This is a genomic window from Salinispora vitiensis, assembly GCF_000378825.1.
GTDB lineage: Bacteria > Actinomycetota > Actinomycetes > Mycobacteriales > Micromonosporaceae > Micromonospora > Micromonospora vitiensis.
Genome location: NZ_KB900388.1, coordinates 4,720,096 through 4,734,656 on the forward strand (window position 1 = coordinate 4,720,096; position 14,561 = coordinate 4,734,656).

Annotated in this window: 9 protein-coding genes; all 9 read left to right on the forward strand. The window is 73.0% G+C overall.

Going from position 1 to position 14,561, the window contains the following annotated elements; all coding sequences use genetic code 11:
• Window positions 1-26 precede the first annotated feature (26 nt).
• The 9 genes from SALPAC2_RS0122400 to gatB all read left to right on the forward strand — a co-directional run bounded on the left by SALPAC2_RS0122400 (window position 27) and on the right by gatB (window position 14,508).
• The gene (locus tag SALPAC2_RS0122400) at window positions 27-2,735 is read left to right on the forward strand and encodes a cation-translocating P-type ATPase (RefSeq protein ID WP_018218860.1); all 2,709 of its coding nucleotides are present in this window, start codon (window positions 27-29) and stop codon (window positions 2,733-2,735) included.
• A gap of 93 nt (window positions 2,736-2,828) precedes the next feature.
• A complete protein-coding gene (locus tag SALPAC2_RS0122405; protein WP_026185028.1) occupies window positions 2,829-4,004 on the forward strand; it encodes a cysteine desulfurase family protein in 1,176 nt (391 codons plus the stop codon).
• 146 nt (window positions 4,005-4,150) lie between these two features.
• On the forward strand, window positions 4,151-5,224 hold the full coding sequence (gene mnmA / locus SALPAC2_RS0122410) for a tRNA 2-thiouridine(34) synthase MnmA (RefSeq protein WP_188115894.1): 1,074 nt from the start codon (window positions 4,151-4,153) through the stop codon (window positions 5,222-5,224).
• A 51-nt stretch (window positions 5,225-5,275) separates the two neighbouring features.
• Entirely contained in the window at window positions 5,276-6,283 is a 1,008-nt protein-coding gene (locus SALPAC2_RS0122415) for a uroporphyrinogen decarboxylase/cobalamine-independent methonine synthase family protein (protein WP_018218863.1), read from the forward strand.
• Window positions 6,284-6,366: 83 nt separating this feature from the next.
• Window positions 6,367-8,502 (forward strand): NAD-dependent DNA ligase LigA, encoded by a 2,136-nt coding sequence (gene ligA, locus SALPAC2_RS0122420; protein WP_018218864.1) that lies wholly within the window; start codon window positions 6,367-6,369, stop codon window positions 8,500-8,502.
• Window positions 8,503-8,645: 143 nt separating this feature from the next.
• The gene (locus SALPAC2_RS0122425; protein ID WP_018218865.1) at window positions 8,646-11,063 is read left to right on the forward strand and encodes a putative bifunctional diguanylate cyclase/phosphodiesterase; all 2,418 of its coding nucleotides are present in this window, start codon (window positions 8,646-8,648) and stop codon (window positions 11,061-11,063) included.
• 154 nt (window positions 11,064-11,217) lie between these two features.
• Window positions 11,218-11,523, forward strand: a complete 306-nt coding sequence (gene gatC / locus SALPAC2_RS0122430; protein ID WP_018218866.1) for an Asp-tRNA(Asn)/Glu-tRNA(Gln) amidotransferase subunit GatC — start codon at window positions 11,218-11,220, stop codon at window positions 11,521-11,523.
• Entirely contained in the window at window positions 11,520-12,995 is a 1,476-nt protein-coding gene (gene gatA / locus SALPAC2_RS0122435; protein ID WP_018218867.1) for an Asp-tRNA(Asn)/Glu-tRNA(Gln) amidotransferase subunit GatA, read from the forward strand. The genes gatC and gatA overlap by 4 nt, the downstream gene beginning before the upstream one ends.
• Window positions 12,996-13,008: 13 nt before the next feature.
• Window positions 13,009-14,508, forward strand: a complete 1,500-nt coding sequence (gene gatB, locus SALPAC2_RS0122440; protein WP_018218868.1) for an Asp-tRNA(Asn)/Glu-tRNA(Gln) amidotransferase subunit GatB — start codon at window positions 13,009-13,011, stop codon at window positions 14,506-14,508.
• Window positions 14,509-14,561: the final 53 nt, after the last annotated feature.

The following is a 14,561-nucleotide window of genomic DNA, read 5'->3' on the forward strand; positions in this document are numbered from 1 at the left end:
GCCGAGGCAGGGAACGAGGAGCGCGGATGCCGAGGACGCCCGACCGGGGTCACCACGCGTTGGCCCTGCCCGAGGTCGTGCAGCGGCTCGAGACCGACACCGAGCGTGGCCTGAGCGACGCGGCGGCGGCCGACCGCCGGGAGCACTTCGGAGCCAACGTCCTACCGGCCGCCAGTCGCGGCGGCCTGCCCCGCCGGCTGCTTCGCCAGTTCCAGAACCCCCTCGTGTACGTGTTGGTGGGCGCCGGCCTGGTCACGCTGCTGCTCGCCGAGTACGTCGACTCGGTCGTGATCTTCGGTGTGGTTCTGGTCAACGCCCTGGTCGGGTTCCTGCAGGAGTCCAAGGCCGAGGCCGCGCTGGACGCGTTGCGGTCGATGGTGCGGACCGAGACCCGGGTGGTCCGGGACGGCCAATCGCGGCGGGTGCCGTCGGCGGAGGTGGTCCCCGGGGACCTGGTGCTGGTCGAGGCGGGGGAGAAGGTCCCCGCCGACCTGCGCCTGGCCCGGGCCGACGAGGTCAGGGTCGACGAGTCGACCCTGACCGGTGAGTCGCAGCCCGTCCGCAAGGACGAGACCGTCGTCCCGGACGGGACGCCGGTGGCCGATCGTCGCAACGTGCTCTACTCCGGCACGCTCGTCACCAGCGGCTCGGCGGCCGGTCTGGTCACGGCCACCGGGGCCGAGACGGAGCTGGGTCGGATTCATCGCCTGGTCGGCAGCGCCCAAGTGCTGGACACCCCGCTCACGACCAAGCTGGCCCGATTCAGCCGGCTGCTCACCGTCGTGATCCTGGTGCTCGCCGGGTTGGCCTTCGGAGTCGGCATCCTCCGGGGGGAGAGCGGCAGCGAGATGTTCACCGCCGCCGTGGCGTTGGCGGTGGGGGCCATTCCCGAAGGGCTGCCGGCGGCGGTGACGATCACGCTGGCGATCGGGGTGGGGCGGATGGCCCGCCGGCGAGCGGTGATCCGGCGGCTGCCGGCGGTGGAGACGCTGGGCAGCACGACGGTGATCTGTACGGACAAGACCGGCACCCTGACCGAGAACCAGATGACGGTACGGGCGCTCTGGACAGTCGCCGGCCGGTACGAGGTCACCGGCAGCGGATACCGGCCCGCGGGTGAGCTCCGGGGTCCCGACGGCGAGGCCGCCCGGATCTCGGGTGCCGGGGCGCTGCGCTGGTCGCTGCTCGCCGGGGTGGCCTGCAACGACGCCCGGCTGGTCGAGCGGGACGAGGAGTACGTGGTGCTCGGCGACCCGACCGAGGGCGCGATGCTGGTGGTGGCGGCCAAGGGTGGCCTGTGGGCCGCCGCGGTGGCCGAGGAGCTGCCCCGGGTCGCGTCGATTCCGTTCACCTCGGAGCGGCGTTTTATGGCGACTCTGCACGACACCGGGGACGGCGGACGGGTGGTGCTGGTCAAGGGCGCGGTCGAGCGGCTGGTGGAGTGGAGCGTCGCGGCGCTGGACGAGCAGGGGCGACCGGTGCCACTGGACCGGGACGAGATGCTGGCCGCCGCCGGTGCGCTCGCCGGCGAGGGGCTACGGGTACTGGCCACGGCGCAGGTGCGGCTGGACGGCGCGGCCGAGCTGGCGGAGCAGGAGTTGCCGGGCAGCCTGGTCCTCACCGGTCTGCACGCCATGCTTGATCCGCCCCGGGCGGCGGTCGCCGACGCGGTCGCCGCCAGCCAGCGAGCCGGAATCTCGGTGAAGATGATCACCGGCGACCACCAGCACACCGCGCGCGCCATCGCCGGTCGCCTCGGACTGCTGGCTGCGGAGCCGGGTCCCGGCGCGGTGCTCTCCGGCGCCGACCTCGCGCGGCTCTCGCCCGCTGACAGCCCGGCGGCGGTGGACCGGGCGGCGGTCTTCGCCCGGGTGTCGCCGGAGCAGAAGCTGCGACTGGTGGAGGCGTTGCAGGCCGATGGGCAGGTGGTGGCCATGACCGGGGACGGCGTGAACGACGCGCCGGCCCTGCGGCAGGCCGACATCGGGGTGGCGATGGGACGCAGCGGCACCGAGGTGGCGAAGGAGGCGTCGGACATCATCCTCACCGATGACGACTTCACCACGATCGAGGCGGCCGTCGAGGAGGGGCGGGGCGTCTTCGCCAACCTCACCAAGTTCATCACCTGGACGCTGCCCACCAACGCGGCGGAGGGCATGCTGGTCCTCGTCGCCATCGTGCTCGGCACCGCGCTGCCCATCCTGCCCAGCCAGATCCTCTGGATCAACATGACCTCGGCGGTGCTGCTCGGGCTGACGCTCGCATTCGAGCCGAAGGAGAGCGGAATCATGTCCCGGCCGCCCCGGGATCCGGCCCAGCCGCTGCTGACCGGCGCTCTGGTGGTGCGGATTCTGCTCGTCTCCGCCCTGGTCGTGGCCGGCGCCTGGTGGGTGTTCGAGTGGGAGCGCAGCGGTGGCGCGGAGCTGGCGGAGGCCCGTACCGCGGCGGTGAACCTCGTCGTCGCCGTGCAGATTTTCTATCTGTTCAGCTGCCGGTCGTTGCGCCACTCGGCGTGGCGGTTGGGGTTGTTCTCCAACCGCTGGCTGATCGGTGGGGTGCTGCTGCAGGCCCTCGGCCAGGTGGCGCTCACCTACCTGCCGGTGTTGAACACGTTGTTCCGGACGGCGCCCATCGGCGCCGGAACGTGGCTGCGGATCCTGGGTGTCGCCCTCGTGGCCGGTGCCGTCGTGGCACTCGACAAGCGGTTCGGTTGGTTCGGCCGCCGACTCGGTTGAGCTGCCGCAGCTTGCCCACCCGGTCCGGCGCGGCACTTCCCGGAAGCCCTCCGGCTTCCGGTTGACCCCGATCCGGTCGTTAGGCTGAACCTGATGGCTTATTTGGATCATGCGGCGACCACTCCGATGCTCGACGTGGCGTTGGAGGCGTACGTCGCCACCGCGCGCGAGGTCGGCAACGCCTCCGCCCTGCACGGGGCGGGTCGCCAGGCCCGCCGCCGAGTGGAGGAGTCGCGCGAGCGGGTGGCCGCCGCGTTGGGTGCCCGCCCCGCCGAGGTGATCTTCACGGGGGGCGGCACCGAGAGTGACAACCTCGCGGTCAAGGGCATCTTCTGGGCCCGCCGGTCCGCCGATCGCCGACGGACCCGGGTGGTGTCCAGCGCGGTCGAGCACCACGCGGTGCTCGACGCCGTCGACTGGCTGGCCGCGCAGGAGGGCGCCGAGGTGAGCTGGCTTCCGGTCGATGCCCTCGGCCGGGTCACCCCGCAGCGGCTGCGTGCCGAGTTGGCCACCGCCGCCGACCAGGTGGCGGTGATCACGACGATGTGGGCCAGTAACGAGGTGGGTACGGTCCAGCCGGTCGCCGAGTTGGCCGCGGTGGCCGCCGAGCACGGGGTGCCGCTGCACACCGACGCGATCCAGGCGGTCGGTCAGGTGCCGGTGGACTTCGCCGCCAGCGGCGTCTCGGCGCTGACCGTGACCGGGCACAAGCTCGGCGGGCCGGCCGGGGTGGGCGCCCTGGTGCTCGCCCGGGACGTCGCGGTGACCCCGCTGCTGCACGGCGGCGGCCAAGAGCGGGACGTCCGCTCGGGGACCTTGGACACGGCCGGAATCGTCGCTTTCGCGGTCGCCCTAGAGACGGCGGTCCGACACCAGCAGGAGTACGCGGCCCGGGTCGCCGCGCTCCGGGACGACCTCGTGGCGCGGGTGCGGCAGGCGGTGCCGGAGGCGGTGCTCAACGGGGACCCGAGCGATCGCCTGCCCGGCAACGCCCACTTCTCCTTTCCCGGCTGTGCCGGCGATGCGTTGCTGCTCCTGCTCGATGCGCAGGGCATCGCCTGCTCCACCGGCTCGGCCTGCTCGGCGGGGGTCGCCCAGCCGAGTCATGTGCTGCTCGCGATGGGCGCCGACAGCGCCCGTGCCGGCTCTTCGCTGCGCTTCACGCTCGGTCACACCAGCACACCGGAGGAGGTTGACGCGCTGATCGCGGCCCTGCCGGAGGCGGTCGACCGGGCCCGGCGGGCCGGCAGCCTCCGCGCTTCGCGCTGACTCCGTAGCCGCCCGGCGGCAGCGGTTCGCTCCGTGGGCACCCTCGGCGGAGAGCGGGGCGCGCTGGGTTTGGGGGCGGCGGCCAGGGTGGTTACGCTCGTCCGGGCACCACCGCGGTGCCGGACGGTGCGGAGAAGGTGGTCGGGGTGCGGGTGCTGGCGGCGATGTCGGGCGGCGTGGACTCCGCGGTCGCGGCGGCGCGGGCCGCCGAGGCGGGGCATGACGTGACCGGGGTGCACCTGGCGCTGGCCCGGAACCCGAAGACCTATCGCACCGGCGCCCGGGGCTGCTGCACGCTGGAGGATTCCCGGGACGCCCGGCGGGCCGCCGACATGCTCGGCATCCCGTTCTATGTGTGGGACATGGCCGAGCGGTTCCAGGCCGACGTGGTGGATGACTTCGTCGCCGAGTACGCGGCCGGCCGTACCCCGAATCCCTGCCTTCGCTGCAACGAGAAGATCAAGTTTGCCGCGGTGCTGGACCGGGCGGTGGCCCTGGGCTTCGACGCCGTGGTCACCGGCCACCACGCGCGCCTCGGCGCCGACGGTTTGCTACGCCGGAGCGTCGATCTCGCGAAGGACCAGTCCTACGTGCTCGGCGTGCTCACCCGCGAGCAGCTGGGCCGGTCGATGTTCCCACTGGGGGATTCGACGAAGACGCAGGTCCGAGCGGAGGCGACCCGGCGCGGCCTAGCCGTGGCCGACAAGCCGGACTCGCACGACATCTGCTTCATCGCCGACGGGGACACCCGTGGTTTCCTCGCCCAGCGGCTGGGTGCGGCGCCCGGCGATGTCGTTGACGGTGCCACCGGCGAGGTGGTGGGCCGGCACACCGGGGCGTACGCCTACACCGTCGGGCAGCGGCGCGGGCTGCACCTGGACCGCCCGGCCCCGGACGGTCGCCCCCGCTACGTCCTGTCGATCACCCCGAAGACCAACACGGTGACGGTGGGCCCGGCCGAGGCGCTGGCGGTGTCCCAGGTGCAGGCGGAGAGCCCGGTGTGGATCGGCGGGCCCCGGCCGGCCGACCCGGTCGAGTGCGAGGTGCAGTTGCGCGCGCACGGTGCCGTGGTGCCGGCGACCGTGGCGGTGACCGGCGACGGGCTCCGGGCCGAGCTGCATCAGCCGGTCCGCGGGGTGGCGGCCGGTCAGGCGATCGTGGCCTACCGACCGGACCCGGCGGGCGACATCGTGCTCGGCTCCGCCACCATCGCTGGCTGAGCCACCCGGTGGCCCGGCGGCGGCCGTCCGCGAATCCGATAGTCTTCGACCGTGAGTGATCAGCCGTGGCCGTGGCCCGCGGGTGCGGCGACCGGCGTCGGGTCGCTCCCCGGCACCGACATCGCGGAGGCCCAGCGGGTCGTCCTCGGTGAGCTGCCCCTCCTTCCGCACCTGCCCGAGTTACCCGCCCGCGGCCCGGGCGCGGAGCTGATCGGCCGGACCGCCGGGTTGCTGGTGGAGCTGCCGGTCGAGCTCTACGCCGCCCGGTGGCGCGTCGCCTCCCGTCCGGGTCGGGACCGGCGCCGGGCCCGGGACCTGATGGAGCGGGATCTGGACCAACTCGCCGCGCAGGCCGAGGCGTACGCCGGGCCGGTCAAGGTCCAGGTCGCCGGGCCGCTGACCCTGGCCGCGTCGGTGGAGCTGCCGGTGGGCGGCCGGTTGGTACGCGACCCCGGCGCGGTGCGGGACCTGGCCGGCTCCCTGGCCGAGGGGGTACGGGAGCACGTCGCCGCCGTCGCGCGTCGGCTACCGCGGGCCTCGGTGCTGCTGCAGCTGGACGAGCCGTCGTTGCCGGCGGTGCTCGCCGGGCGGGTGCCGACCGAGAGTGGGTTCGGGACGTACCGGCCGGTGGAGCCGGGCCGGGCCCGCAGTCTGCTGCGCGAGGTCGTCGCCGCCGCCGCGGTACCGGTCGTGGTGCACTGCTGCGCTCCGGACGTGCCGCTGGAGCTGATTCGGGAGGTCGGCGCGGTCGGCGCGGCCCTCGATCTCGACCTGGTCACCGACCTGGATCCGCTGGGTGAGGCGATCGACGCCGGGTTGGGCCTCCTGGCCGGTGCCGCGCCCACGCGAGCGGCGTCGGCCGGCGACGCACCGACGTCGGCGCAGCTCGCCGAGCGGGTCCGCCGGCTCTGGGACCGCCTCGGGTTCCCCCGTCGGCAGCTCGCCGAGCAGGTTGTCATCACGCCGGCGTGTGGGTTGGCGAATGCCACCGGAGGGCACACCCGAGCGGTCCTCACCGCCTGCCGGGACGCGGGACGGCGGTTGAGCGAGCAGGGGTGACCGGCGCGGGCGGGTGCCCGGCGCAATGTCTCACCGCCTCGATACCGTTCCCGGGGTAGTGGGAAGATTGGGAGGTCAGGGCGATGTCCGAGGATGCCATCGGCCAGCAGGTTCCTGCGGCGCAGGAGGCGGCGGCCGGCGCGGAGCCGACCCCTGCGGCGCGCGAGCGGCATGCGACGCTTAGCCGGGAGCTGACCGAGCACCAATACCGCTACTACGTGCTCGACGCGCCGACCATCTCCGACGCGGCCTTCGACGAGCAGCTGCGGGAGCTGGCGGCGCTGGAGGCGGAGTTCCCGGCCTTGCGCACGCCGGACTCGCCGACGCAGCGGGTGGGGGGCGCCTTCTCCACCGACTTCACCCCGGTGGCGCACGCCGAGCGGATGATGTCGCTCGACAACGCCTTCTCCGACGAGGAGCTGGCGGCCTGGGCCGAGCGGGTCGAGCGGGATGCCGGTGGCCCGGTGCCCTACCTCTGCGAGCTGAAGGTGGACGGCCTCGCGATCAACCTGACCTACGAGCAGGGGCGCCTGGTCCGGGCGGCCACCCGCGGCGACGGCCGCACCGGCGAGGACGTGACGGCGAATGTCCGCAGCATTCGGGACGTGCCGGGGGAGCTGACGCCGTCGGCCGAGTTTCCGGAGCTTCCCGCTTTCCTCGAGGTTCGCGGTGAGATTTACTTTCCGGTCGCCAGCTTCGCGGATCTGAACGCCGGGCTGGTCGAGCAGGGGCGGGCGCCCTTCGCCAACCCGCGTAACGCGGCCGCCGGCAGCCTGCGGCAGAAGGATCCACGGGTCACCGCGTCCCGGCCGCTGCGGCTGGTCGTGCACGGCTTCGGGGCCCGCCGGGGCTGGGCGCCGAGCACCCAGTCCGAGTCGTACGCGGCGTTGCGGGCCTGGGGGCTGCCGACCAGCGATCGGTGGCGGGTGGTGCCGGGGCTGGCCGGCGTCGCGGAGTACATCGCGCACTACGCCGCGCACCGGCACGACGTCGAGCACGAGATTGATGGCGTGGTGGTGAAGGTTGACCCGGTGGCGATTCAGGGCCGGCTGGGTTCGACCAGCCGGGCACCGCGTTGGGCGATCGCGTTCAAGTATCCGCCGGAGGAGGTCAACACCCGGCTGCTCGACATCGACGTGAACGTCGGGCGCACCGGCCGGGTCACTCCGTTCGCGGTCCTGGAGCCGGTCCGGGTGGCCGGGTCGACGGTGGCGCTGGCCACCCTGCACAACGCCCGCGAGGTGGAGCGCAAGGGGGTGTTGATCGGCGACACGGTGGTGATCCGGAAGGCCGGTGACGTCATTCCAGAGGTGCTCGGCCCGGTGGTCGAGCTGCGCCCACCGGAGGCTCGGCCGTTCGTGATGCCGAGCCGGTGCCCGTGCTGCGACACCCCGCTGGCGCCGGCGAAGGAGGGCGACATCGACATCCGTTGCCCCAACACGCGTAGCTGCCCGGCCCAGCTCCGGGAGCGGGTCTTCCACCTCGCTGGGCGGGGGGCCTTCGACATCGAGGTCCTGGGCTACAAGGGGGCCGCCGCGTTGCTCGACGCCCAGATCATCACCGACGAGGGTGATCTGTTCACTCTCGACACCGCGCAGTTGGCGCGGTCCCCGTTCTTCGTCAACAAGGACGGCAGCCTCGGCAGCAACGCGGTCAAGTTGCTGGAGAACCTGGCCGTGGCCAGGGAGCGTGAGCTCTGGCGGGTGCTGGTGGCGCTCTCCATCCGGCACGTCGGCCCGACCGCGGCGCAGGCACTGGCCCGGCACTTCCGGTCGGTCGAGGCGATTGACCAGGCCGGGGAGGAGGAGCTGTCGGCGGTGGACGGGGTCGGGCCGACCATCGCGGCGAGCGTGCGGGAGTGGTTCGCCGTGGGCTGGCACCGCGAGGTGGTGCGGAAGTGGGCCGAGGCCGGGGTGCGGATGGCGGAGGAGGCCGTCGAGCAGGGGCCGCGTCCGCTGGAGGGGGTGACCGTGGTGGTGACCGGGACACTCGCCGGCTTTTCCCGGGACCAGGCGGCCGAGGCGATCAAGTCGCGCGGCGGCAAGGTCACCGGCTCGGTCTCGAAGAAGACCGCCTTTGTGGTGGTCGGTGACAACCCGGGGACGAAGGCGGAGAAGGCGGCGAGCCTGAAGGTGCCGGTGCTGGACGAAGCAGGTTTCGCGGTGTTGCTCGACGCGGGCCCCGAGGCGGCTCAGGCGGCGGCCCGGGTCGAGGGCTGACCGGCGGCCGTGGGCGCGTATACCAACTTAATTACGACTACGACCGATTCGTGACTGTCGTACGGGGAATTCCGGCTCCTGGGGCGTTACATGGGGGACACGGCGTACACCTGGGTGCGCCGACCTGACCCGCGGGAGGATTGATGGCGACGGCCGACCCGCGCAACTTCGTCCCACCAGGACGGAGCGCGCCGTTCTTCGCCTTCGTGGCGGTGGTCCTCGCCGTGGCCGCGCTGACGTCGGCGGCTCCGTTGCTGGCCCTTCCCGACCAGGTGTTCCGGCTGCCCGCCGCGTTCTGGACCATGGCGGTGCTGGCGGTCGCCGGAGACGCGTGGCCGTTCGTCCCGCCGGGGCGGCGGCGGTCCTCGGTCATGTTTCCGTCAATCTGCTTCACCTTCGCCATCCTGCTCGGCTGGGGGCTCGGCCCGGCGGTCGCCGTGCAGGCGGTGGCGGTCGTGGTGGCCGGAGTCCGCATGGGGCACGCCAGCTGGCGTATCGCCTTCAACGCCGGTCAGTACGCCGGTGCCCTCGCCGCCGCCCATGTCCTGATCGGCCTCGGCCCGGGCGACCTGCTCGGCGGCGGGCAGCTGAGCGGGACCGACGTGATCGCGGTCGGTGGCGCGATGCTCGCCTGGTTCACCGTCAACTACGGGCTGGTCAGCGCGGCGGTGTGGCTGCGCTTCGGGGCACCTTGGCGGCCGGGGATGGGTTTCGAGCTGCTCTCCACCGCTTCGCTGCTGCTGCTCGCGCCGGTCCTGGTCACCGCGGCCCAGGCGAGCGCGGCGCTGGTCCCGCTGGTGCTGGCGCCGCTGTTCGCGGTCTACCAGATGGCCCGGCTCAGCGCCGAGCAGCAGCAGCTCGCCTCCCTCGACCCCCTCACCGGCCTGCCCAACCGGAAGGCGCTGGTCGCCGAGGTCGGCGCGCGGCTGCACCGGCACGCGGAGCTGGCCGCGGATGGCTCGGCGCCGGCCCGAATTGCGCTGCTGCTGCTTGACCTGGACCGGTTCAAGCACGTCAACGACGCGCTCGGGCACGCCGTCGGTGATCGGCTGCTGGTCGAGGTGAGCGCCCGGCTGACCGAGGTCGCCGACGGGGACCTGGTGGCCCGGCTCGGCGGGGACGAGTTCGCCATCGTGCTGACCGGGCTGACCGACGTCGCCGAGGCACGTGACCGGGCGGGCCGGGTGGTGGCCGCGCTGGCCGAGCCGGTCACGCTGGACGGGCTGCCGCTGGATGTCGGCGGGTCGATCGGGGTTGCGCTCTTCCCCGACCACGGCATGGATTTCACCACCCTGATGCGCCACGCCGATGTGGCCATGTACGACGCGAAGCAGCGCAACGACACGGTCGCCGTCTACGTGGCCGAGTCCGACCACAATTCGCCCGAGCGGCTGGGTCTCCTGGCCGACCTGCGTCGGGTCCTCGCCTCCGGGCTCCGCCCCGATGCGGACGGCGGTGGGGCGGACCCGGGGCGCAACGGTTCGGCGCGTCCGATGCTCGGCGCCGGCGCGGTGCTGCCGGGCACCAGCGGGACGAGCCCGGGCCGGTGGTCGCGGTGGGGCCGACGGCAGCGCGTACACCTGGTCCACTCCGACGAGCTGATCCAGCGGATCGTCACCGCGGCCGACCCGATTCGCCGCCGTACGATCGTCGGCCCGGCCGGCCTGCCGGCCCCTGGCGAGACCGTTGCACCGGTCGCCGCCGCCACCGACGGAGCCGGGGGGCGGGAGCTCGCCGCAGCGGTGGGGCGCGCCGGTGGTCTGGCTGACCCGGCCGGCGCGGGTGAGATCACCATGTACTACCAGCCGCAGGTCGCCATCGCGACCGGGGAGGTGGTCGGGGTCGAGGCGCTGCTGCGCTGGCGGCACCCCCGGCGCGGGATGGTCGACCCGGAGGAGCTGATCCGGGTGGCCGAGCAGAGCGCGGTGATGCGCCTGCTCACCTTCCGGGTCATCGACGACGTGGTGGCACAGCTGGGACGGTGGCAGGCGGCGGGTGTGGTCCTCCGGGCCGCCCTGAACGTCAGCGTCCGGGACCTACACACCGGGGAGATCGCCGACCGGATCGCGGAGCGACTCACCCGGCACGACGTACCGCCGCAGCGCCTCCAGCTGGAGATCACCGAGGGGGCGTTGATGGCCGACCCGCGGCGGGTGCTCGCCACCATCACCCGGCTGCACCGGCTCGGCGTGGGGATCGCCCTGGACGACTTCGGCACCGGCTTCTCCTCCCTGCAACACCTGCGGCGGCTACCGCTCACCGAGGTGAAGGTGGACCGCTCCTTCGTGCTCGGGATGACCGAGGACGCCGACGACGCGGCGATCGTCACCTCGGTGGTCGAGTTGGCCCGGGCGCTCGGGCTACGGGCGGTCGCCGAAGGGGTGGAGGACGAACGGACCTGGCGGATGCTGCACGCGATCGGCTGCGACGCCGCGCAGGGCTGGTTCTATGCCCGGCCGATGCCGGCCGAGGAGCTTGTCGCCTGGCTGACCCGGCATCGTCCGGTCCGCCCGACGGCGACGGCCCCGGAGGCCGCCGTCCGGCAGCACCCGGCCCGTTGACCCTCAACCCACCTGCCGGCCTCGCCGCCGAGGGGGGAGTCGAGGCAGCGGCGCCGGGCGGGAGCAATAGACTCGCTGCGGTCACCGCGGGTAGTGCAGCACCGCCCGTGGTCGGCGCGGACAGATCAGCAGGACAGCCACGAAGGGGGCACCGATGGCCGCCATCTCCCGCGAGGAGGTCGCGCACCTGGCGCGACTGTCGCGGCTCGCCGTGACCGAGGAGGAGCTGGCCACCCTCGCCGGCCAACTCGACGTGATCCTCCAAGCAGTCGCCCAGGTCGGCGAGGTGACCGCGGCGGACATCCCGCCGACGTCGCACTCCGTGCCGCTGACCAACGTGCTGCGCGACGACGTGGTGGCGTCGTGCCTGACGCCCGAGGAGGCGCTGTCGGGCGCGCCCGACGCCGCCGAGCAGCGGTTCCGCGTACCGCGGATTCTGGACGAGGATGTGGCTTCATGACCGACCTGACCAGCTTCTCCGCCGCCGAACTCGCCGGCCTGGTGGCGCGCGGCGAGTCCTCGGCGGTCGAGGTCACCCAGGCGCACCTGGACCGGATCTCGGCCGTTGACGACCGGGTGCACGCCTTTCTGCACGTCGACACGGAGGGTGCCCTCGCCGCCGCCCGCGACGTGGATTCGCGCCGCGCCGCCGGTGAGCCGCTCGGCCCGCTGGCCGGTGTGCCGGTGGCGGTCAAGGATGTGCTCACCACGAAGGGCGTACCGACCACCGCCGGGTCGAAGATCCTGGCCGACTGGCGCCCGCCCTACGACTCCACGATCGTGCGGCGGCTGCGGGCGGCCGGCACGGTGATGTTGGGCAAGACCAACATGGACGAGTTCGCAATGGGCTCCTCCACCGAGTACTCGGCCTTCGGGCCGACCCACAACCCGTGGGACCTGAGCCGGATCCCGGGCGGCTCCGGCGGCGGCAGCTCGGCCGCCCTGGCCGCGTACGAGACGCCCCTGTCGATCGGTTCGGACACCGGCGGCTCGATCCGGCAGCCCGGGGCCGTCACCGGCACCGTCGGCGTCAAGCCCACCTACGGGGGGACCTCCCGGTACGGCCTGGTGGCCTTCTCGTCTTCGCTGGACACCCCCGGCCCCTGCGCCCGTACGGTGCTCGACGCCGCGCTGCTGCACGAGGCGATCGGTGGCCACGACCCGCTCGACTCGACCTCGATCCCCGCGCCGGTGCCGGACGTGGCGGCTGCGGCCCGGCTCGGTGCCAGCGGCGACCTGACCGGGGTGCGGCTGGGTGTGGTCCGGGAGTTCGCCGGGGAGGGCGCCGAGCCGGGTGTGCTGGCGGCCTTCCGGGCGGCGGTGGAGACGCTCACCAAGCTGGGCGCCGAGGTCGTCGAGGTCTCCTGCCCGCACTTCCAGTACGCGCTGCCGGCCTACTACCTGATCGCCCCGAGCGAGTGCTCGTCGAACCTGGCCCGCTTCGACGGGGTCCGGTTCGGCCTGCGGGTCGGTGACGACGGCGTCCGGTCGCTGGAGGAGGTCATGTCGGCGACCCGGGAGGCCGGTTTCGGCCCCGAGGTCAAGCGGCGGGTCATGCTCGGCACGTACGCCCTCTCGTCGGGCTACTACGACGCGTACTACGGTCAGGCGCAGAAGGTGCGCACCCTGATCAGCCGGGACTTCACCACCGCCTTCGAGCAGGTCGACGCCCTGATCTCGCCGACGACGCCGTTCGTCGCGTTCCCGGTCGGGGCGCGCACCGCCGACCCGTACCAGATGTACCTGGCCGACCTGTTCACCATTCCGAGCAACCTGTACGGCGGGCCGGGCATCTCGGTGCCCTGTGGCCTCGCCGACGGGCTCCCGGTCGGCCTGCAGGTCATGGCACCGACGATGGCCGACGACCGGATGTACCGGGTCGCGGCCGCGCTGGAGAGCGCTGTCGGCCCGTTCACCCCACCGGCACTGTGAGGCAGGAGCACCGATGACGACGACACTGCCCGCGTACGACGAGGTCGTCGCGCGCTACGAACCGGTGATCGGCCTGGAGACCCACGTCGAGCTGGGTACGAACACCAAGATGTTCTGTGGCTGCCCGACCGACTTCGGTGGGGCGCCGAACACCCGGGTCTGCCCGGTCTGCCTGGGGCTGCCCGGCTCGCTTCCGGTGGCCAACCGGGCGGCCGTGGAGGCGACCATCCGGATCGGGCTCGCGCTGAACTGCTCGATCGCGCAGTGGTGCCGGTTTGCCCGGAAGAACTACTACTACCCGGACATGCCGAAGAACTACCAGATCAGCCAGTACGACGAGCCGCTCTGCGTGGACGGCTACCTGGATGTCGAGGTGAACGGCGAACCGGTGCGGATCAGCATCGAACGGGTGCACATGGAGGAGGACACCGGCAAGTCCCTGCACGTGGGCGGGGCCACCGGCCGCATCCACGGCGCGACCGAGTCGCTGGTCGACTACAACCGGGCCGGCATCCCGCTGGTCGAGATCGTCACCAAGCCGATCCCCGGCGCTGGCGCGATGGCGCCGGAGGTGGCCCGGGCGTACGTCACCGAGCTGCGCGACGTGCTCCGCTCGCTCGGCGTCTCCGACGTCCGGATGGAGGAGGGGTCGCTGCGCTGCGACGTCAACACCTCCCTCAACCTCCCGGGTGAGCAGTGGGGCACCCGGACCGAGACGAAGAACGTCAACTCACTGCGGTCGGTGGAGCGCGCGGTGCGCTCCGAGATCATCCGGCAGGCGTCGGTGCTCACCGCGGGCAGCCGGATCACCCAGGAGACCCGACACTTCCACGAGGACACCGGGGACACCACCTCCGGCCGGTCCAAGGAGACCGCGACCGACTACCGGTACTTCCCGGAGCCGGACCTGGTGCCGGTCGCCCCGGACCCGACCTGGGTGGCCGAGTTGAAGGCCGCGCTGCCGGAGCTGCCGCGGTTGCACCGGCGCCGCCTCCAGCAGGAGTGGGGCCTGTCCGACCTGGACATGCAGTCGATCCTGAACGCGGGCGCGGTCGAGCTGATCGAGGCGACCATCGCGGCGGGCACCACCCCGACCGCCGCCCGCAAGTGGTGGCTGGGCGAGCTGTCCCGCCGGGCCAACGAGACCGGGGTGGAGCTGGCCGACATCGGTGCCACCCCGCAGCAGGTCGCCGAGTTGCAGGGCCTGGTTGACGCCGGCAAGCTCACCGACAAGCTGGCCCGTACGGTGCTGGAGCACGTGGTCGCGGGCGAGGGTTCGCCGGCCAAGATCATGGCCGACCGCAAGCTGGAGGTGGTCTCCGACACCGGCGCGCTGACCGCGGCGGTGGACGAGGCGATCGCCGCCAACCCCGCCATCGCCGACAAGGTCCGCGGCGGCAAGGTGGCCGCGGCCGGTGCCCTGGTCGGCGCGGTCATGAAGACCACCCGTGGCCAGGCTGACGCCAAGACCGTGCGTGAGCTGATCCTGGAGCGCCTCGGCGTCCAGGGCTGACATCCGAGAAGGGCCCGCCGGCTGGCTGCCGGCGGGCCCTTCCTGCCCACCCC